The 20,835-nt window shown below is 40.4% G+C and carries 20 protein-coding genes; 4 read left to right on the top strand and 16 right to left on the bottom strand.

Translation table 11 applies throughout. The features are described from left to right. Positions 1 to 89: 89 nt before the first annotated feature. The 5 genes from ACNQGS_RS11125 to ACNQGS_RS11105 all read right to left on the bottom strand — a co-directional run bounded on the left by ACNQGS_RS11125 (position 90) and on the right by ACNQGS_RS11105 (position 5,813). The gene (locus ACNQGS_RS11125; protein WP_491487352.1) at positions 90 to 2,135 is read right to left on the bottom strand and encodes a peptidoglycan D,D-transpeptidase FtsI family protein; all 2,046 of its coding nucleotides are present in this window, start codon (positions 2,133 to 2,135) and stop codon (positions 90 to 92) included. A 101-nt stretch (positions 2,136 to 2,236) separates the two neighbouring features. Further along, complete coding sequence (locus ACNQGS_RS11120; RefSeq protein ID WP_491487351.1) at positions 2,237 to 4,033, bottom strand: BlaR1 family beta-lactam sensor/signal transducer; 1,797 nt, start codon at positions 4,031 to 4,033, stop codon at positions 2,237 to 2,239. After that, positions 4,033 to 4,422, bottom strand: coding sequence for a BlaI/MecI/CopY family transcriptional regulator (locus tag ACNQGS_RS11115; protein ID WP_491487350.1), 390 nt, complete (start codon positions 4,420 to 4,422; stop codon positions 4,033 to 4,035). The genes ACNQGS_RS11120 and ACNQGS_RS11115 overlap by 1 nt, the downstream gene beginning before the upstream one ends. Before the next feature lie 164 nt (positions 4,423 to 4,586). Then, positions 4,587 to 5,138 carry a hypothetical protein gene (locus ACNQGS_RS11110; RefSeq protein WP_491487349.1) on the bottom strand — a complete coding sequence of 184 codons (552 nt, stop codon included), beginning with the start codon at positions 5,136 to 5,138 and terminating at the stop codon, positions 4,587 to 4,589. Positions 5,139 to 5,504: 366 nt separating this feature from the next. Then, positions 5,505 to 5,813: a magnetosome magnetite crystal formation protein family gene (locus ACNQGS_RS11105; RefSeq protein WP_491487348.1), complete on the bottom strand. Its 309-nt coding sequence runs from the start codon at positions 5,811 to 5,813 to the stop codon at positions 5,505 to 5,507. 660 nt (positions 5,814 to 6,473) lie between these two features. On the opposite strand from ACNQGS_RS11105, the gene ACNQGS_RS11100 reads away from it, so the two are divergent. Then, positions 6,474 to 6,797: an ArsR/SmtB family transcription factor gene (locus tag ACNQGS_RS11100; RefSeq protein WP_491487347.1), complete on the top strand. Its 324-nt coding sequence runs from the start codon at positions 6,474 to 6,476 to the stop codon at positions 6,795 to 6,797. A gap of 184 nt (positions 6,798 to 6,981) precedes the next feature. After that, entirely contained in the window at positions 6,982 to 9,240 is a 2,259-nt protein-coding gene (locus ACNQGS_RS11095; RefSeq protein WP_491487346.1) for an ATP-binding cassette domain-containing protein, read from the top strand. Positions 9,241 to 9,567: 327 nt separating this feature from the next. Here the strand turns inward: ACNQGS_RS11095 and ACNQGS_RS11090 are convergent, their stop codons facing one another. Further along, positions 9,568 to 10,305 carry an HAD family hydrolase gene (locus ACNQGS_RS11090; protein ID WP_491487345.1) on the bottom strand — a complete coding sequence of 246 codons (738 nt, stop codon included), beginning with the start codon at positions 10,303 to 10,305 and terminating at the stop codon, positions 9,568 to 9,570. A 179-nt stretch (positions 10,306 to 10,484) separates the two neighbouring features. Between ACNQGS_RS11090 and ACNQGS_RS11085 the strand changes: the two genes are divergently transcribed. Then, positions 10,485 to 10,937, top strand: a complete 453-nt coding sequence (locus ACNQGS_RS11085) for a hypothetical protein (protein WP_491487344.1) — start codon at positions 10,485 to 10,487, stop codon at positions 10,935 to 10,937. 139 nt (positions 10,938 to 11,076) lie between these two features. Beyond that, entirely contained in the window at positions 11,077 to 11,259 is a 183-nt protein-coding gene (locus ACNQGS_RS11080; RefSeq protein ID WP_491487343.1) for a DUF2187 family protein, read from the top strand. Positions 11,260 to 11,552: 293 nt separating this feature from the next. Here the strand turns inward: ACNQGS_RS11080 and ACNQGS_RS11075 are convergent, their stop codons facing one another. The 10 genes from ACNQGS_RS11075 to ACNQGS_RS11030 all read right to left on the bottom strand — a co-directional run bounded on the left by ACNQGS_RS11075 (position 11,553) and on the right by ACNQGS_RS11030 (position 20,833). Beyond that, on the bottom strand, positions 11,553 to 11,921 hold the full coding sequence (locus ACNQGS_RS11075; RefSeq protein WP_491487342.1) for a YolD-like family protein: 369 nt from the start codon (positions 11,919 to 11,921) through the stop codon (positions 11,553 to 11,555). 494 nt (positions 11,922 to 12,415) lie between these two features. Then, a complete protein-coding gene (locus tag ACNQGS_RS11070; RefSeq protein WP_491487341.1) occupies positions 12,416 to 12,544 on the bottom strand; it encodes a sodium/glutamate symporter in 129 nt (42 codons plus the stop codon). Between the two features lie 125 nt (positions 12,545 to 12,669). Further along, complete coding sequence (locus ACNQGS_RS11065) at positions 12,670 to 13,761, bottom strand: maleylacetate reductase (RefSeq protein ID WP_491487340.1); 1,092 nt, start codon at positions 13,759 to 13,761, stop codon at positions 12,670 to 12,672. A 132-nt stretch (positions 13,762 to 13,893) separates the two neighbouring features. Next, on the bottom strand, positions 13,894 to 14,652 hold the full coding sequence (locus tag ACNQGS_RS11060) for a gamma-glutamyl-gamma-aminobutyrate hydrolase family protein (RefSeq protein WP_491487339.1): 759 nt from the start codon (positions 14,650 to 14,652) through the stop codon (positions 13,894 to 13,896). 40 nt (positions 14,653 to 14,692) lie between these two features. After that, positions 14,693 to 14,980, bottom strand: coding sequence for a hypothetical protein (locus tag ACNQGS_RS11055; protein WP_491487338.1), 288 nt, complete (start codon positions 14,978 to 14,980; stop codon positions 14,693 to 14,695). 1 nt (position 14,981) lies between these two features. Then, positions 14,982 to 16,466 (bottom strand): glutamine synthetase family protein, encoded by a 1,485-nt coding sequence (locus ACNQGS_RS11050; protein WP_491487337.1) that lies wholly within the window; start codon positions 16,464 to 16,466, stop codon positions 14,982 to 14,984. A 30-nt stretch (positions 16,467 to 16,496) separates the two neighbouring features. Then, positions 16,497 to 17,114 (bottom strand): aromatic-ring-hydroxylating dioxygenase subunit beta, encoded by a 618-nt coding sequence (locus tag ACNQGS_RS11045; RefSeq protein WP_491487336.1) that lies wholly within the window; start codon positions 17,112 to 17,114, stop codon positions 16,497 to 16,499. A gap of 6 nt (positions 17,115 to 17,120) precedes the next feature. Continuing rightward, positions 17,121 to 18,422 carry an aromatic ring-hydroxylating oxygenase subunit alpha gene (locus ACNQGS_RS11040; protein WP_491487335.1) on the bottom strand — a complete coding sequence of 434 codons (1,302 nt, stop codon included), beginning with the start codon at positions 18,420 to 18,422 and terminating at the stop codon, positions 17,121 to 17,123. Between the two features lie 125 nt (positions 18,423 to 18,547). Next, entirely contained in the window at positions 18,548 to 19,375 is an 828-nt protein-coding gene (locus ACNQGS_RS11035; RefSeq protein WP_491487334.1) for a dioxygenase family protein, read from the bottom strand. Positions 19,376 to 19,429: 54 nt separating this feature from the next. Then, the gene (locus tag ACNQGS_RS11030) at positions 19,430 to 20,833 is read right to left on the bottom strand and encodes a purine-cytosine permease family protein (protein ID WP_491487333.1); all 1,404 of its coding nucleotides are present in this window, start codon (positions 20,831 to 20,833) and stop codon (positions 19,430 to 19,432) included. Positions 20,834 to 20,835: the final 2 nt, after the last annotated feature.

The raw sequence follows: 20,835 nt of genomic DNA, 5'->3' as shown, positions 1-20,835 counted from the left end.
CATGTGTAAGATTAGACTACGCACGGTAATATTACAAGTGTAGTATTTATTACAAACTAAATACTACACTTGTAATAAAAAGATGTCAATCATTTTGCAGTTGGCTGTCCTTTTTCATGAAGGTCAAAATATGCCCGAAAAACCCGCTGGCTGATGATATTAGCTGCACTGTGCGGCTGAGCAAAGCCATCACGGTAGGCATTTGGCACAATAACAGCAATGGCAATCTCGGGATCATCGAATGGAGCATATCCAGCAAAAGATAGATTCCAAGTCTTCACCCCATTTTTATAGGATTCCGAGGTTCCGGTTTTACCCGCGGCATCGTACGGTTCGTCTTTAAAATATCCTCTCGCTGTTCCTTTGGAACCATGGGTAACCAGCCAGAAGCCTTGTTGAACCCGCTTAAGCATCTCCCCATTCATATCCACCTGATTAAGCACCACTGGTTCGATTTCATCGATTACGTTACCCGGTTCATCGCCATTCTTATTGGGCTCCCGAATCGCCTTCACCAATTGGGGCTTCATCCGGTACCCTCCATTAGCAATCGTTGTGATATACTGGGCAATTTGCAGCGGTGTATAAGTATCTAGTTGTCCGATGGCTATTTGAAAGTAGGTGCTTGGATTGGTTCCTTTAATTCCCGCCGTTTCATTATCAAAACCAATACCGGTCGGGATGCCCAAACCAAATTGGTTGAAATAATAGCGGATGGTTTCAATTTTTTTCGGATCGATATTCAATGTGCCATTTGGGACATACTTGCCCCCCATCATTTCAATCGCAGTTTTCCACATATACACGTTTGATGAACGCTCTAATGCCTCTAATTCGTTAATTCTGTTCATGACTTGGTAAGAGGAAAAGGTTCCCGAGCCCTTAAACCGCATGACTTCATCCAGCTCTATTTCCCCGAAATTCCTGACACCCGTTTGGTATCCGGTTAATACGGTGGCCCCTTTGACAACGGACCCCTGTTCAAACGCATAAGTGAAGGTTCCCGGTGTAAAATCGGTAAATTCTCCGGACTTCCTGTCATACACTTTTCCTGACATCGCTAGAATCCGGCCAGTTTTTGGTTCCATGGCCACGACAAAGGCAGTGTCAAGCGTATCCGTATGCGGCTTTTGGATGGCACTGACTAACTCTTCCTGCATGATTTTTTCCACCTCGGCCTGAAACTGCATATCAATGGTCAGAACCAGATCCTTACCGCTCTTCCCTTCCGAAACCGTCTCTGTACTTACCACATTTCCATTTTGATCGGTCACTGTTTTTACTTTTTCCTTTTGGCCTTGTAACACACTATCATAAAGCTCTTCAATATAGCTTTTTCCGACACGGTCATTCAGGTTGTATCCTTTAGCCGTATAGTAATCTACCTTTTCTGCCGGAAGGCCTTCCTCTGCACTCGTTACTTCTCCAAGCATATTCCAAAACGTTTCCCCGTAGGTGCGGCCCCTCTTCCAATCGGTCGTCACATCCACCCCCGGTAGGTTATCCAGATTTTCATTGACCTTTGCAAATTCTTCTTCTGTTACATTTTCATTTTTGACCATCGTCGGAGTTAAAGCGGTGGCGGATGAAAGTTTCCGGTAGATGGCCGCCAGGTTTTTATCCATTTTCTCAAGATTGCTTTCGGTAATGCGATTCAATTTTAAATGATATAAATCCTTGTCATTCAGCTTTTCCTGTTTGTATAATTTCTCCTCCTTCTTTGTGATTAAATCCGTACCATTGTTATGTTCAAGCAGCCAGATATCTTTCAAATCCCGATTGGTCACTTTATTAATCTCTTTATCAGTCATGACCAGGAAGGTATTTAACTTTTTAGCCAGTTCAAGCAATTCTCCCGGCTGCGGATTTTTTGGCGGTGTATAGATAATCGCCTTTTCCGGAATATTGTAGACTACTAACCTATCGTTCGTGTCGTATATTTTTCCGCGTGGAACAGAATAACTGACGGGCGTCACATCCGTCTTCTCAGCTTGAGCCGCAAAGACTTCTCCTTTTAAAATTTGAATAAACCCCAGGCGGAGAATTAAGATGGAAAAGAGTACAAAGACCGCGAAAAAGAGACTAGTCAATCTCCATCGAGTTTTACTTTTTACGATATTTTCTTTTTGCTTCAAAACGTATCAGCCCTTTCCTATGTATGCTGAAAATACTACAATTGTAGTATTTAATCCAAGAAAGTCCCAAAAAGGAAGCGTAATCCTTTCTGGGTTCATTATCAATATATCTTTTTATCATGCAGAATCTGCTTGGCAATCTCCGCCGCCTTACTTCCCTGGGCTTCACCATCCTTATTTTGAATATTTACGGCAAAATAAAAACGATCATCACCTTTATCGACAAAGCCAATAAACCAGCCATTTACATTCTTGCCATTAACCATGCCGGTACCCGTTTTACCGTACAACCGCTCATTCTTTTGTTCATCTATTAAAAGTGCCTTTTTTACCTCTTTGATATTTTCCGCTTTAAACCCCCATTGATTTTCATCGAATTGGTGTAATAATTGGACTTGTTCAATGGGTGATATTTTTAAGGAAGATTCCATCCAGTAACTATCCAGATCCCCTGAAAGATCCTCATTCCCGTATTTTATCTTGTGAAAATAATCTTGCAGCGGCTTTCTTCCTACCTCTCGATCGGTATTCTGGAAATACCAATTCACGGAACGGCTTAAGGCAGTCGCTAAATTTTGATTTTGATTCCATTCTGGAAAGGGATAAATTTCCCCATCCCAAACCTGTTTATTGTTATTCGGAGAAATCACATTTGATTCCAATGCAAATAAGGCAGAATATATTTTATAGGTACTATCAGGAGAAATCCTCTGTTCACTCATCTCGCGATTATAGATTTGATATTGGTTTTTAGAAGAATCATATAAAACAAAGCTGCCCTTGTAGCCCTTAAAATAGGAGCTTAGATCTTCATAGGCCGTATTCTTCCCGTTAAACTGATACACCTCATTTGGGCTGGCAATAACGGTGGTGATTGGAGCAATGAATAGCACAACCATTCCTAAAACAGCACAGATGACCTTGCTTTTCCATTTCAGTAATAGAGAATCTCTAGAGAAGCTTGCAATGCACTGGATTCTTTGTTTGATTTGTTTTTTTGTCCCACCTATACCTGGAGCAAACTGTTTAAGGGTACGATCCTGCTTTTTATCTGCAAAACGAATGATGGTATATCCATATTCGATATATCCGCTCTCATCCAAGAGATTTAAAACGGACGCATCACAGGCCAATTCCCGATCCATTCGAATCCTTTTTAAGGCATACCAGACGAATGGGTTAAACCAATAAAGAATATGAACGATCCACATGGCGTAATTAACGAATAGATCTTTGCTTTTATGATGATGCAGCTCGTGCAAAAGCACGTATTTTAATTCATTTAACGAGAATGCTTCTTGCGTTTTGCTTGGTAAAAAAATATAGGGCTGAAAGATCCCGAACGTGATCGGCGAGGAAATAAGAGAAGTCTCGCGCAACCTTATGTTTCTTTTCACCCCAACCATCTCTTTGCACGCTTCTAATAGATCATTTAACTTTTCGTTATGAACAGCCGCAGCTGACTTTTTGATTTGATGGATTTGATAGCTTGAATAAACAGCAGCCCCAACCATAAGAACCACTCCAATGACCCAAACCGTAAAAAATGTATGGTAGACGAAATCTGGCGTTGACTTGTTTACCGATACCGTGAAATCATGTAATAAATCGCTGTTTGGCGCCTGAGAGGCAGCCACTCCATTTATCCTTTCACTCTTCAATGCCATGTCTTTATGAAAAAAAAGGAAGCTCTTAAAATAGTGAATTCCTTCTCCAAGACGAACATAATTCCAAGGTAAAAAAGAAGCAAGGATGGGAATGCAAAGAAAATACCAAATATGATAATGTGCTTTCACCGTCATATGATGGTTTAACAGCTTTTTGATTGACAGAATCAAGAAAATAAGGAGGGATACCACGACTGTACTTACTAAAATCCGCAGCAGCATGGTATCCATTATTTCTCTCCTTCTTTCTTATCCCTCATAGATAATATTTTCTTTAGTTCCGATATTTCTTCATTCGATATCTCATCATTTTCAATTAAATTTAACACCATTGAATTTAACGTGCCGCCGAAAAACTGCTGCAGAAAAGATTTACTTTTATGCCCGACATATTCTTTCTCTTCAACTAGTGAAGTATAAACAAACACCCGGCCATCTTTTCTTGCGTGCAAAGCCTTTTTCTTGACCAAGCGCGCCAGCATCGTGTGAATGGTGTTTGGCTTCCAATCACTCTTATTCGATAATTTATCCACAACCTCAGGAGTCGAAATCGGCTCATAGTTCCAAATAACTTTCATCACTTCATATTCTGCTTCTGATATTTGTGGAATTTGCTTCATGATAATCCCCCTACTTTTACAACTGTAGTATTTATTATAGCAAGACAGTCCTAATACATAAAGAATTTAGCATATGGTAAATAATCCTCCTTGTGGACAGAGACGGTGATGGTATTGCATGTGACCAATAATAAGTTAAAGCTGCAGGATCCTGCAGCTTTTGTTTATACATCTACTGATATCACATCTGCAATGTGAAGAGAGTTTTCCGAAAAAATGCAATATAGGTCGGTAACACCGTTATGCAGCTTAGTGTTTCGTATAACTAATCCTTCGTATCTCTGGTTCATAAGATTTTTTCGAAATGCCGCATTGGCTTCTTCTTTATTTAACAGGGCAGCCTTGTCCCTCCAGGTGGGGTTCCTTTTACTGGATCCGAAATAATCACAGTATTGGTCGCGTTCCCTCATAAACAAATCATAGGAAGCCTCAGAATCTGATTGGTATTCCTTAAGATTTGGTTCATCCATAAATACTTTGTAAATAAATCCTCTGACCGGCTTTTCAACTTGCACCACTTTAGGGGTTCCGTCCTCCCAAAATTCCGTCTCTGATTTTTGAATAACATTCTCAGTTCCGATAGCAAAAGGTTTCGCCGAAGCGCTATCCGAAGTAAACCAAAATCCAATCGTGTCGATATCATTATTTAATTTTTGAACAACCGTTTCTTTATTAAAATGGTGAAATTTCCTTATAGAACCATGATAAACAATCATTAACATGCCCCCCAAAATTAAATTGCCCAAAATTTGGATATTCATTTAGAATAATTCCATTGAGTTACATTAACAATCCGAAATCGTTCTAAACTTCCAAAAAAATAAGAACTATAGAGCCGTCTATCCGGTTAAAAACAAAAAAAGTCTAATTCCTCTGCATTTTTTCCAAGGAATTAGACTAATGAACTTCAACAATCGCGCCCGTTTATGGAAGAACGTTATTGAAGCAATGCACCCACATATCTATTCTTTTCAAGTATCCGTGCAGAGCTAACATTCGCAAGAATTACGGTGGCATGGTGTTTATGAAGTGATTTAAATACCACTATTCATCATCATTAAAACGATTAGATTCATATAGATTTAATCAAACCATGATCCGATAATAGGATATCGAAAAGGACGTCCATTAAAAGCTTTAACAATTCCAACAATCGGAGCTATTATAGCAATGAGTCCAAAAATAATGAGGAATGGAATCCCGATTAATATCCAAGAAAAAAAAGCAGACACTGAGATTAAAATACCGATCACAATATGAAATACCAAAGCCTGTAAGGATAAGCTTTTAATTTCTCGATCTGAAATAATAAAATATGTGATAATGGGAACTAGTATAGGTGCAAACCAAGTACTAGCATGAATCAATATTTTGAATCCCTTATTTTCCATTTAAAATTTACTCCTCTTCGTATCGTAATATTTAATAAACCTTTATTCATTAATCATTATAAAGTTTTGGTTAGAATATTACATCAGGCTATGAACTAAATCGTTATACGACTTTGGTCGTAGTCCAAATAAGATTCCAGTATGCGAACTATTCTTTTACATTTTCCAGCTACTGAGATTACTCCGCTATCTGGCCAAATAAAATGTAGGAATTCGCTTTGCTTTTTTTATTGATAGATCAAGGTTTTTAGATAGACGGAAAAATTCCGCTTAATTAGAGAATAGCATTGAAAATAGCTTAAATAACCGGAGAGATTCCGCCTATTAAATGGAAAAACACGAAAATGGGGGATTTTTCCTTGCATAATCGGAAAACCTCCGCTTATTTACCCCGAAACTAGTTCCATTCTACATTTAAGCGAAAAATCTCCGGTTATTTTACTTCTGCTGGTTACTTAATTAAGAATTTATTTGAAATATACAGTGAAGATTGCGAAGGGTTTCGCTTAAACCACGTACGGAGAGGTTATTGAAACAGTAAAGTTGATGATAAGAGTATAAAACTAATACCATTTTGTCAAAAATGAAAATTGACTCGACACCAATTAGTGTCATATAATCAAGACACCATTTAGTGTCTAATTATAAGGTGGGGTGATTTTGAACGAGAAAAATCATCAGCGTGATGTTTATGCAGCTATCGCTGACCCAACAAGACGTAAATTGCTACGTTTGTTGGCAGATTCAGAAGAGTTACCTCTTCACCAATTAACCGGTCAATTCCAAATGGGCCGTACTGCTGTTTCCAAACATTTGGCTATCCTTAAGGAAGCTGGTCTAGTTGCTGAGCGCAAGGTTGGTAGAGAAACAAGGTATCGACTTAATGCAGCTCCCCTACAGGAAATTAAAGATTGGGTATCCTTTTACGAGAAATTCTGGAAGGAAAACGTGGCACTTTTAAAAAATTTATTAGATGAGGAATAAATAAAGACAGATTTATCATTCTGCTATATTCCATCTGCTTTGCGTGTGGTAACAGCTTGGCTGGTACTACCCTATTCAAAAAAAGACAATCAATTTCTTGAGAACGGTGAACCCGTTCTGACTAAATCACCTTTTGCAGCACTACATCGATAAGGATCTTAATACAAGTAAAGGAAGTTATCTTATGACCCAAGAATATATAGAAATCCGCGGCGCACGGGAAAATAACCTTAAAGATGTATCTTTGCGCATTCCCAAGCGCAAAATCACTATTTTTACCGGTGTATCCGGTTCCGGCAAATCATCCATCGTATTCGATACGATCGCCGCAGAATCCCAGCGTCTGCTGAACGAAAACTTCAGTACGTTCGTCCGCACCTTTCTGCCGCGAGTTCCGCAGCCGGATGCAGACGCAATTGAAAATCTAAGCATGGCGGTGATCGTCGACCAGAAACGCTTGGGCGGCGGTTCCCATTCAACAATGGGCACGGTTACCGATATCTCCCCGCTTCTCCGTCTTCTCTTCTCGCGTGTGGGTCAGCCCTATGTTGGGCCTGCGCAAAGTTTCTCGTTCAACGATCCGCAAGGTATGTGTCCGGAATGCAACGGGACCGGCCGCAGGATGTGCGTTGACATGAGTAAGGCACTGGACATGTCAAAGTCGTTGAATGAAGGGGGAATCCTGCTGCCGGGCTATGGAGTGAACAGCATGGAATTGAACATGCTCGAGCAGTTGGGCTTTAATCTCGATAAGAAGTTGAGTGATTATTCGGAGGAGGAGCTGGAACAGCTGCTGTATAGCAAGGCGAGGAAAGTGCCGACGAATTTTGGCGGGAAGACAGTGAATATTACCGTGGAAGGCGTCATCGAGAAGTTTACCAACAAGTACATCAAAAAGGACCTGAAGGCGTATTCCGATCGTACACAACAAACGGTTGCGCCGTACATCTCCGAGGGTCCCTGCCCCAGCTGCCACGGTGCGAGACTCAGTCAGGCTGCGCTTAACTGCAGAATCAATGGACTAAACATTGCAGAAATGTCCTCCATGGAGGTTGGACAGCTCATCCGCGTCATTCGGGAGATTGACAACCCTGCAGCAGCGCCAGTCGTCAAGTCGCTGACGGAACGGCTTCAGCATCTGGTGGATATCGGACTTGACTACTTGACGCTCGACCGTGAGACAGATACATTGTCCGGCGGCGAATCGCAGCGCGTCAAGATGGTGAAGCACCTGAGCGGCAGCCTGGTGGATGTCACTTACATCTTTGATGAGCCCAGCGTTGGCTTGCACCCCCGTGATGTACACCGGTTAAATGGGCTGCTTCAGAAGCTGCGCGACAAGGGCAATACCGTGATTGTTGTCGAGCATGATCCCGATGTAATCAAGGTGGCAGATCATATCGTTGATGTCGGGCCACTTGCCGGCAGCCACGGCGGTACCATCGTGTATGAAGGAAGCTTCCAAGGCCTGCTGGAGGCAGATACACTGACAGGCAACTATATGAAGCGTCCTCTCGTTCTGAAGCAAGACCCTCGGCAGCCATCCGGCAAGCTGTCCATTCAGGCTGCCACGCTGCACAACCTGCGGAATGTAAGTGTAGATATTCCAACCGGAGTGCTGACTGTCGTTACGGGTGTTGCAGGCTCGGGCAAGAGTACGCTAATTAACGAAGTGTTCCTCAAGAACCATCCGGATGCGATTGTCATCGACCAATCGGCGATTGGGGTGTCAACACGCTCGAATCCCGCGACCTACACAGGCATTATGGATGATGTGCGCAAGGCATTTGCTTCCGCGAACAAGGTCAACCCAGGCTTGTTCAGCTTCAACTCCAAGGGTGCTTGCGAGAACTGCCACGGGCTGGGCGTTGTGTCTATAGACCTTGCCTACCTCGATAGCGTGGAGGTGCCATGTGAAGTATGCGGAGGAAGAAGGTTCAAGGAAGAGGTGCTTGAGTACAAGGTGAACGGCAAGTCAATTGCGGATGTGCTGGAGATGACTGTAGAGCAGGCATTGGATTTTTTCCAGCTAAAAGAGGTTGTCAAGAAGCTTCAGGCGATGAGTGATGTGGGGCTGAACTATCTTACACTTGGCCAGCCGCTCAGCACGCTCTCGGGCGGGGAATGCCAGCGCGTCAAACTGGCAAGCGAGCTGCATAAGAAAGGCAGCATCTACGTGATGGACGAGCCGACGACCGGGCTACATATGTCAGATATCGGTCACCTTTTGGGAATCATGAACCGCCTCGTGAATGCCGGCAATACGGTGATCGTCATCGAGCACAACCTCGATGTGATCAGCCAAGCGGATTGGATCATCGATATGGGACCGGAAGGCGGCAGCAAGGGCGGCCAGGTGGTGTTTGAGGGCACACCTTCACAGATCATCCATAAGGAACAGTCGATCACGGGAAGGTTCTTGATGGAACAAATTAAAAGTTAACTAATAAGGATCCTCAACCATGGCTGCCAGAAATATTGGCAGCCTGTTTCTGGCAATTAACCGATGTATGTTTTGGCAGTAGGTTTATTGATTTTATGAATCACTACTTAATCCCAAACCTGTATAAGCACTAATATTTATTCATATTTTCAAAAAGATGCTTACTGCACTAACGGGGCAGTTTAGTTTAAGTATATTTCTTCACAAATTTAAATGAAAAAGCCGATTTTCCAACTACGGAACTCGGCGGGTTAAGAAGTCTTTCCACTTTCAAGAAAGGTGGGGTGTACTAAACCTTGCTCCTAAAATAAGGTTATTTCTATCCCCTTACATTATTGGATCTTGGATACGTTTATAAATTACATCAGGAACTTCTTGAAGTGAATCTACTGTTATAAAAAGACTACTATGCTCAACGTTAACTTCAACCAGGTTATATTTCCAATCACTTTCTGCTGGAATGTATATTGCATGGATTCCCGTTTCCAGTGCTGGGACAATATCCGTTCTTAATGAATTTCCAACCATCCATGTTACATTAGGGTCAGCCTTAATGGTTTTTAAAATATCGGATAGAGCTGTTGTATCCTTATGTTCCGAAATAAAAATGCGATGTTCAAAATATGTAGTCAATTCTAACTGAGTAATTTTTCTGTGTTGATTAGCCTCATCTCCTCCTGTATGCAAATATAATTCATGTCCCTCTTCTTTTAAACGTTGTAGAGTTTCATTCATATACGGAATTGGTTCAACAGGAATCTCGAATACCTTAAAACCCAACTCTCTTAAATATTGGATTTCATCTTTTTTCTCTTCCCTTCCAGTTAAGTCACAATAGTATTTATAAGTACCAACAAATGACTCAGGAAACCGATCTGACTTTAGTCCGTGCTCACTAATCGCTGCAACATCAAGTTGAAACTGCTTCTGTTTTATATCTTCCTCGGTAATCTGTTCAAACCACGCCATCATTTGGTCAGCGAACTCGTCTATTACTAGGTTAAAATATCTATTACAGTATGATAATGTATCATCAAGGTTAAATAAGATGTTTTGTTTTTGCATATTTAACTCCTTTTCAAGTATATAGCTTCGACTATTGTTCCACTTTGACTAAGTTAATATTACTAAGATAAGTAAGCAGAATGTTAGAGTTATTCAACTAATGGGGCAGTTTAGTTTAATAACAAAATGAGTAACCTTTGCGTAAATTAATACGTCTTTAACCATAAAGGTGATTGTTAATGAACAAATGTCTTCTTATATTTTTATTTCTTTTTGGTCTTACCATAATGGGGTGTTCAAAAGAAGGAATGTCAGGAGAAAAGCCTCCAGAAGTCTATGTAAAAATTGGTAATGAAAAGTATGAAACAAAACTTGGCACTTATTGTTGGAAAGGTACATGTGCTGATACGGCTGGACCTGTTGATCTTTTAAAGGGAAAAGAACATATTAAAGTAAATCCTGGGGAGAGAATATCTTTTATAATGGACTATGAACCAAAACCAAATGAATTCCATGTTACACAGATTAGTGGAAATAATGAAAATGAAGTCTTGGTTAAAGATAATAGTTTTTCCGTACCAACACAAAAAGGAGTTTATTATTATTCTTATGGTGTATGGTGGATGGATGAAAAGGAAAAGAACCTATCTCATGGAGATGCTTTTTATGCATTCGTATTAGAAGTAAAGTAGTCCTTATTTAACTAACGGGGGCATTCATTATATAAAGGGTTGCGGTGCCTTCTGCTTTTTTGCAATAATTACAGCTTGTATTTTAATTGTTTCTGCATTTTTTTATCTTTGCTGAAAATAATAAGTTCAGGGTGATAAAATGGAAACTGCTAAAATCGGGGACAATATTTTATTTAAGCGTGAAGGGAAAAGCTATGAAGGAATTGTTACGGTTGTAAGAGAAAATTCTGTTATTGTTAAGTACGGACACAATAAAGAAAAAGACGAACCAATTACAACCATAGTCAATCATAAAAATTATAAAATTACTAAGTCAACTTAGTGAAAAAATAAACTTAAAGTAACTGGTGCGTTTGTGGAAGATCCTAAGCCTAATTTCTAGTTAAAAACATGGAGGAATTAGGCTTTTTTATCACGTTGATATTAAAAGGAAGATGTCAAAAACACTTCACAAGGTAGCTACAAAGGAACTTGGTACTTATTGTGTAATATAATTAGAAGCTTATTGAACAAAATGCACTGCTTTATGCAGTACATTTTAGACTGTAATTTTAAGTTTTGCGATAGGAAACGGAACCCGTTACAAATCGGATGTCTTCTTTTTTGGATGGGCGTTTAAGAATCAATTACTGCCAAGCCAATAACATTTCCAAATTCAATACGCTCAAACTTTCCAGGCAGCACCTCAATACGAAGCTGGTGCGTGATGGAATCAACGTAATGAACATGCCCTGAAAAATCCTCTGTAAATCCTTCGTTCCATACCGTAATCCTTACTGCTAAGTTATTTTCCATTGCGTAACATATCCGTTGGTCGAACTCTTCTGACTGATTCTCGTCGATTAACGGTTTAGGTCGACGCTCTTGATCCTTAAACATCGAACGTTGCATTTCAAAGGCTAACGGTAAGAATGATGCTGGTTGCCATTTTAGTTTCCCTCGGTCACGTATTGCCAATTTGGTCATCCCCTTCGTTATTATCATACAAGAACAAACGTTCTATATGAATAAGAAGAAGTTATTTATTTTTAATAACGACAACTGCAATGACCGAAATTGCCAATTGGCAAGCCTAAACGTTTGTTTAGGTTGGACATGGGCAACCATTTGTTGAAATCCATCAAACTAAGCAAATGGGGATGGTTTTATGTTCAAAACAAACTGTCCCGTATCTAGGAAAGGTAAAAAGACCAAGCCGTTTATCTTGCTTGGTCTTCTTCCGACAGAGTATGTTAAAGACGCGGACTTACCTATTTTTTAGTTTTTCTGTCCCGCTTCAATTTGGCCAAATCCCCCATTCCCAAACGGTAGGATTCGTCTCTGAAAAACGGAGTCAGCCCCCTAATCAGGTAAAGATTTAAAGTAACGGGGGACTGACCCTAAAGACGCAAAAATCTGAGCATTTATGCTCTATCAAGTAAAGAAATTTAAAAATCCCGTAATAATGACGGCGTTAAAGAAGTCCGACATCATCCCGCCTAAGCAAGCTGATTCAGACGTCTGCGCACTATAGGTCCACCTAATATGCTGCCTACTATCAGTCCAAAGGTCGCGGCTGCTAGACCAACGGCAGACGCTCCCTGTACTCCATAGTCCGGACCTTCCATTATAGCCCCATTGAGCCGCCCCTTTTAAAGTATGAACCCATGCAGAAGATTATAAATTTAAGTGAAGAAAAGAAGTTTATAAGATCTCAATTCTTTACCTACAAATTTCATTTATTTTAAACCTGTTACTTCACAGTCATCCGTTCTGACACTGGTCGCTTCCCGTGGAAAGCAGATTCAAGTAGACTACGAATCGATTCCCTATCCACTGGACGCGGATTGTAATATGGATTTTTCGTTGCTAACTCGGCCGCTTTATCCAAATCGCCTTTTGTCAGACCGATGCTATTTAATGATACAGGTACACCAAATGATTCAATCAGGTCAAATAAGGCGCCTGCTACATCCTGTGGATCAGACCCTATTGCTCGTGATATACGTTGGATCGCTTCTGGTGCATGATTAGCATTATAAGCAATGACATGAGGCAGAACCACCGTATGGGTTTCCGCATGTGGCAGGTTAAAAGTTCCCCCAAGTGTATGACAAAGTTTATGATGAAGGGCCATTCCAACAGTACCTAGTACTGTACCACCTAACCATGTTCCATAAAGTGCATCGGATCTGGCCTCCATATCGAGCGGGTTTTCAATAATATTAGGCAGACTTTTTATTAAAGCACGGATACCATCTTCAGCCATAAGCGAAGTAATTGGATTGGCACTTTCAGAGTATAACGCTTCTACACAGTGGGCAATCGCATTGACTCCGCTTGTCACGGACAGTGTTGCAGGCAGGCTAGTGGTTAGAGCTGGATCATAAAGCACAGTCTTTGGTTTAACAATTAGATTTTTTCCGGTTTTCTTCACTCCGTTTTCCGTTATTCCCCAAATCGGAGTCATTTCTGATCCGGCATAAGTAGTAGGTATGGCTAAGATCGGAAGTTGAGTTTGAAGTACATTTGCCTTCGCTAATCCCATAGACGACCCTCCACCTATAGCAATCAGTCCGTCAATCTGATTTTCATTCACATAGTCAACTGAAGCAGTTACGCTTTCCATTGGAACATGTTGAACGGCTTTTGCGTACAACCCATGACAGAGTTCGCCTAGATTTCCGAGTAATTTTCTCCCAATTGAGACTTCATGCTCACCAGGAGTAGAGATAATGAGAACACTTTTTAGCCCTAAATTTTTTACTTCCTCGCGAATATTATCTATTACCCCTTCCCCAAACACAATCCGACTAGGTAATGACTCATATAAGAAACTTTTCATTGTATCCTCCCTTAAACAATCATTTATTATTCGTTAGAAAAATTAGAAGCGAACAACTTTTAGAGGTTATTCGCTTCTATTAGTATAAACACACACTTTCATTTGGTATGAAGCACATTCTATGTGATACTTCTATGATGGAATAGCGGTACATTTCCCTTCTATTTGATCTTTCACTCCTTGAATAAAGAAATCAAATACCTTCTGTCCCATATGACCAAGCAATTCAGGATGCCACTGGATGCCAAATGCCAGCCATTCTGTTTCAGATTGCGCCGCTTCAATCATTCCATCCGAACTCCAGCAGATCGCTTTGAATCCTTTCCCAACAGCTGCAACACATTGGTGATGAAGGGAATTCACAATTAGTTTATCTGTTTGATAGATTTCATCTAATATACTTGTTCTTTCTATTACAACCGAATGCTTTAAGTGGGTATGAGGTGGTTCTTTTCCCATTCGCGGATGATTCGGATACCTATCATAAATGTCCTGCATCAATTGTCCGCCAAAGGTGACCTGCAAGATCTGATGGCCTCTGCATATTCCCAATGTCGGGATATTCCTATTAGCCGCCTCCTTGATGAGTTCGATTTCAAATTGGTCGGCATCATTTCGAATTCCCACTGATTGTCCAGTGTTTTCCTCTCCATAAAAAACAGGATTCACATCTCCTCCTCCTGTCACAATTAAGGCATCTAGTAAATCTAAATATTGGATCAGGTCGGTGATTGGAGCGTGAGGCAAAAGGACTGGTAATCCCCCTGCCACAGTGACAGCACGATGATATTGTGAATGTAAGGTATATAGATCATTTTCTCCTGTGAAATTTGGCAAATCACGTCTCCAAGTCGTAATCCCAATTACAGGTTTCTTGAACGGTTTGTTCATGACACATTTCTCCCATCATTTCCTTTTAAGGAGGTAAGGCTCATTTATTACTGCTATGGCGCTTTAAAATTTCCGTACTCCATGGTCTCCAAACATCTAGGTTTGAGAGGGATTCCATGATTTCATCATAATCTTCACGGTCAATCGAGAGCCAGTCACTTGGAACTTCGTCATAGATGCTAAAATCCATTGTTTTAGCAGTACGAACGGTCTCAGCAAACTGTCGATATCTTTCAATTGCTTCCTTTAATTTAGTTATTTCTGCTGCTAATTCCCGCCGCTCTTTTTCCCATTGTTGCTGCTGATTCACCATTACCGCTCCTCTCACATTAATAGATTTCAAAATACTCTCGATGTTCCCATTCTGTGACGGTATACTGGTCCTCTTCGATCCCATGTTCCTTTAAGAACTGTTTATATCGGTTTAGTTCACTCATTTTTAAATTTACTAAGTAGTCAATAAACAATGGACCCATTTTCTCTTTGAAAAATGAATCATGTTTTAAAACATCAATGGCTTCTGCCAGACTCTTAGGAAGAGCCTCTTTCTCGTCATTGTATCCTTCCATACTAGGAGATCCTGGATCGATCTTATTTTGGATGCCATCTAACCCAGCATATATTTGTGAGGCCAAATATAAATATGGATTTGCTGCAGGTTCGCCGACCCGGTTCTCAAATCGAGCGTTTTTAGGGTCTTCCATCACACGAATCATTGTTCCGCGATTATCCAAGCCCCATCCGGCACGGTCTGGTGCAAGGGAATTTTCCCTAAAGCGCTTATATCCATTTACTGTAGGAGTAGTAAACGCAGTGGATGCACGTGCATGTTTTAAAATTCCGCCAATAAAGTGTCTGCCTATGTCTGAAATCGGTTCATTCGCTGATGTTGGTACAAAGGCGTTTTGACCTGTACGGAGATCCACTAATGATTGATGCATATGCCAACCATTTGCTGCCATTCCTTGGAAGACAGGGCGACACATAAACGTGGCAATATACCCGTTCCTGCGGCAAATTTGTTTGACTGCCGTACGGAAAAGCAGCATTGCGTCGGCAGCTTGGATTCCATCCATTGGTGCAAAAGTAAATTCAAGTTGGCTAGGACCGAATTCATCCTCAATGGTTCGAAGCGGCAAGCCTAACTTGGTAATATGACCGATTAATACTTGAAGAATATCATCAATTTCATCATTATGTGATTCTAGCTGATATTGATACCCTCTCGATACTGGACGTACCGTTGGAGGAATGGTTGGAGAACCAGGGGCACCTAAGTTATCCATCGTTAGATTTGTATCCTCGATTCTCGTAAGCACAAATTCCACTTCAAGTCCGACCTTCATGTCGTACCCTTGTTGCTTTAAATCTGCAAGTGCTTGTTTACAAATTTGTCTTGTATCATACATGAGCGGCTGACCGCTTTTTAAATACGCATCACATAGAATCCAACCTGTGTTTGGAGCCCATGGCAAGATTCGGAATGTCAACGGATCGGGTACCAGTGAATAATTCGGACAACCGGTCATTTCTTCTAATCCCACACCACCTCCCCATTCAAAAGGATTATAGACAGGCAAATTAGCCGTATCAAAAAAGAGCGGACCCATGTTAAAATCCATTCCATTTTTTAAGATACTTTCAAAATTGTTTGCTGTAATCGTTTTCGCACGCGAAATCCCATGCTGATCAGCCCAGGCGATCCGAATCACCTGCAAGTTATTTTCTGTCACCATTTCTTTGATACGAACAGCAGCTTCCTTTTGTTCTTCCGTCCAGTAAGGATGCTCTAACAATGCGATTTGTTCACTCATACACTCATCCCCTTTACCCTAATCTCCTATTTATAAAACCAGCGTTAAATTTTCATGTGCCTGATCGGAATCTAACAAATTTATTTGCTTTACTTGAATCTTCCAATCATCATTCTCTTTGATTAATAGATATCCATACCAACCAGAAAGAAGTTTCATCCTTCCAGCACGAAGCTCTGGCAGCATAAAGTTGCATCGTACTCTGTACATATTTTCTTCATTTTCCTTCCATACTTCGACATTACTAATCACTCGAATCGTCCGGGAAGCTGGAACTTGGGACCATGCATAACCGGTTCTCAATCGATAGATTCGATCTTCCAGTCTCCTACGATCATCAAAGGAGATTGTCACTTCTTTTGAAGGATCTCCCCCACCAGGTGTGACCGGAGTCCAATATAAGCAATCATTGGTAAATAGCTGCAGCCATTCTTCCATTTTGGCTTCATCTAGCAAACGTGCTTCGCGGTACAAAAACTGTTCTACTTCTGAAACGGTAGTGGTACCTGCTTTTGTACTCTCTTCTGTCCAGGCACTTATTTTTCTTGCTAGTTTCCTATAATATTCAAGATCCATATAATAGGAATATCTTGAAGTATCCTCTCTCACATGACTTTCTGTCATTTCCTTCACCCTTTCATTCGGCATGTCTGCTTACTTCTTGCAAACCGCAGCCAATTCAATACTCGCTTTCATTAAACGTTTCCACTCTTGGAAGTAATTGCGCATTGGTAATTCATCGGTTACCGGACCTTTTATGACTCCCTGTTCATCCACTATTTGTCGGCCATCAATCCCAAAACCACGGGAGGTATCCACCCATTCCACTTCTGGAATCGTCAATCCAAAATGACATTCTTCAAAATTGGTCATATCATCGGGTTCTCCAAATGAAGGGAAATCCTCTTGACTGCGCAAACGAAGAATATTAATTTCTTCTGGCAACCCTTCCACCTGAGTTGAATACCATGTGAGTTCTGTTCTATCTACATCAATCGGCTGAATCACCTGAATTTGATTTCCTATTAGAAGTAAGTTCGGAAAGATACAAAGATTCATTTGAGCGCCAATTGCTTGATCCAATAATCTGTCAGCTTCCTCCCCATATTTTGCACGAACGGCCTCTTCCATTGCTTCTCTTCCAGGCTGTGGCCGCTGCTGCTTCCAATAGTCTCCTACGTTCTTATAATTCGGCCTCTGGTCAACAAAGGTGTGACCATTCCCCAAATATTGAATCGTCATCTCGCTATGGTCTGGATTTTGGGCAAAATAGGTCATGTCTTTATTTTCACCAAGACGTTGACCAACTGCGAGAAGCGAACGATGTGAAAATGCTACATGATACCCATCCGCACCATTATCATAAGAAAGTTTCCAATTGCCGTTATAGACCATTCGGTTGGCGTTGCGTACAATAATATTTTTGCCTTCATAACGGTCCAGCCATTGATCCATTAAGGCTGCCGCTGGCCCTAAGTGATCCATTAATACGGGTGCTTCCATGTTTAATGTGCCAAAGATAAAGCCGCGGTAAGATTCCACTCGAATATGAGAAAGATTCAAATTTGAACGGTCCACATCTTTTGCATATCCACTCGGCCACGGCATTCCAGCTAATTCTCCAGTGTTTTTAAAAGCCCAGCCGTGATAAGGACACGTAAATACCTTGCTATTACCTTTTTCTTCTCGGCAAATCGTTGCCCCGCGGTGTGTACAGCGATTAAACATCGCACTAAAGTGATCATATTTATCACGAACAACGATTACTGGCCGTTTTCCCATATAGACGGTCTTAAAATCATTATGTTTGGGAATTTCACTTTCATGAGCTAAGTACACCCATGATCCCCCGAAAATTTTTATCATTTCTTGTTCAAAAATGTCTTTTTCTGTATACAACTTGCGGTGTACGCGATGCGGTTGAACCATTTCATCTAAGCTAAGATATTTTTCCACTCTATTCCCTCCTCCATTTACTACTACCTATCACGTTCAAAGAAAACATATTTTTCGCTCATTTATAATCCGAATATTATGAATATTCTGAAATCACATTACCCATGTCATTCTATTTTTTTCACTTATCCTTCATCTATTAATCTAAAATTGTATTGAGAGCGGTAAAATGGCCGGTTGACACCCTTCTTTCGACATTCTTCCATGTCTGAAACTTTTTCTAAGTTCATAATTAATGGCTCTTTTACCGCTCCAATCGCATCAGAATCTATCCAAGGAACATTAGGCGGGAACAATTGAGTAGTAAGTGTTTTATAGCCCTCACTTCCTATCTTAAAATGGATGTGTGCGGGGCGCATTGCGTGTCGTCCAACAGCTTTCATCAATTCCCCAACTGGACCTCCTTTGCCAATATCATATCCTGCCGGAACAACCGTACGGAATTCAAAGCAACCATTGTCATCTGCTAAAATCCTTGCTCTTAAATTGTAATCCGCCTGACGTTCGTCTTCATTTTCATAATCACCATGTGCATTCGCCTGCCAAACATCCAATAAAGCATTTGGAATAGGCATTCCATTGGTAGCAGAAACAATTTTTCCATGTACAAACAAAATATCTCCTGGTTCATCGATATCACATAAACTTCCTGGAGTTTGTTGTAATGGGGCTTCTTCTCGATATAACGGACCTTCGACATTAAATAGTGTTGCATCCCCCACGATTTCATCACGGTGCGTGAGTTCATCGACGATAACAGAAATCCCTAAAACATCTGATAACAAATGAAACTCACCTTTTTTACCTACTTCATTTAGAAAAGCAATCGCCCTCAGCAATTCATCTTCTTTTATTTCGCATTCATTTACGACATCGATGATCGCTTTGGTTAATTTGTCGGTTACTTCTATTAATCTTGTATTTTTAATAACATCTGCAGTACTCTTATTCACTAATGGCTCCCCCTTTGTTATAATATTTAAAATTTACGAACGGAAATCTATTATTTATTGACTAACTATTTGACTTTCCTCCACTACTATTGATTTCTTGAAATAACATAAGGAGGTATAAAGGATAAAAGCAATAATAATTGATACAACAAATGGAATCGGAAACCATCCTTGTTGATAGACAACCATTCCTATAATAGTACTTAGAACAAGGGTAATGATCCCGTTCCAATTAAAGGCTGGGAGTTGCTCTAAATGCTCAATACCTCTTTTTGCTTTTCCCATAATCCCACGATAAATATAATAATCAGTTAAAACAATCGTTACCCAAACTCCAAATAGAACACTTCCAAGTGACAAGAACTCTTCAATATAATGCAGAATATCCCCGAATATAAAAATTAATGAAATAACATTTGTAAGGACAACCATAATCGGTCTTCCTGGCTTCCAATTAAATCCACTATCAAATAAATTAACTAGTGATAAGGCTCCTTCATACGAATTCCCTACTTGAACTTTTGCTTGAGAAAGTAATATGATTATTACACCTATCACCCCTCCCGCAAGGGTAAGAGTAACACCAGGATTCGTTATTGCCAGATTACTTGCAGCAGCTGCATTATAACCTTGTTCAAGGTAATAATTATAGGTTGTTTGATAACCAAAGTATGTGATCACTGCTCCAACTAGCATTGTGATAATAAACATGAACACCCCTGCAGAAAAACAAACTTTAGCGACATCCTTAGTAGATCTGGCAAAACGTGTAGAATCTGTACAAACAAGGGCATTCAATCCTGCCAATGTAACAGTTGCATTTAATGCAATAGCAAAACCACTACCAAGTGAAACGCCTGGAACCATAATTCCATGGTCAAATACCCCGCCAATCGATCCATCACCGATAAGCTGATAAATCATATAAATCAAAAACAAGAATAAAAAGGGTAGTGTAATCTGTGCAACTCGGGCCACTATTTTCATTCCAAACAATGAAAGCAAAATCCATATTGAGGACATCACTAAATACATAATAATTTTTAGTGTTAAATTGGCTTCAATATGAAAGTAGAATAAAAGGGAATTTCCAATAAATACACTTTCCATTCCCAAGAATCCTATTAACATAAATGCCATGATAGTTGAACTAATAACAGAGCCTCTACTACCAAAAGCATAGGCACGGGAAATAACATTACTGGAATAACCTTCTTTAAAAGCAATTTTGCCTAATAAGAAGGAAAAGCCCAAACTAACAATAAATGCGAGAATAGCAGCAAGCATACCCATCCAAAACCCTGCCATAAAAGTAATTAGACCACCAGTCATAATAACTGCAAGGCTGGTTACAATTCCAACTTGAAACGAGGCTAATTCTTTCCATGATTTCCTCATATCGGCTGGAACGGACTCTAGCGAAAAGTCCTCCATTATTGTTGACATTTTACCGGCCATTA

Source organism: Neobacillus sp. PVCKKU3, assembly GCF_058323225.1.
The sequence above is the reverse complement of the archived record's forward strand: the minus strand, read 5'-3'. Positions and strand labels throughout refer to the sequence as shown.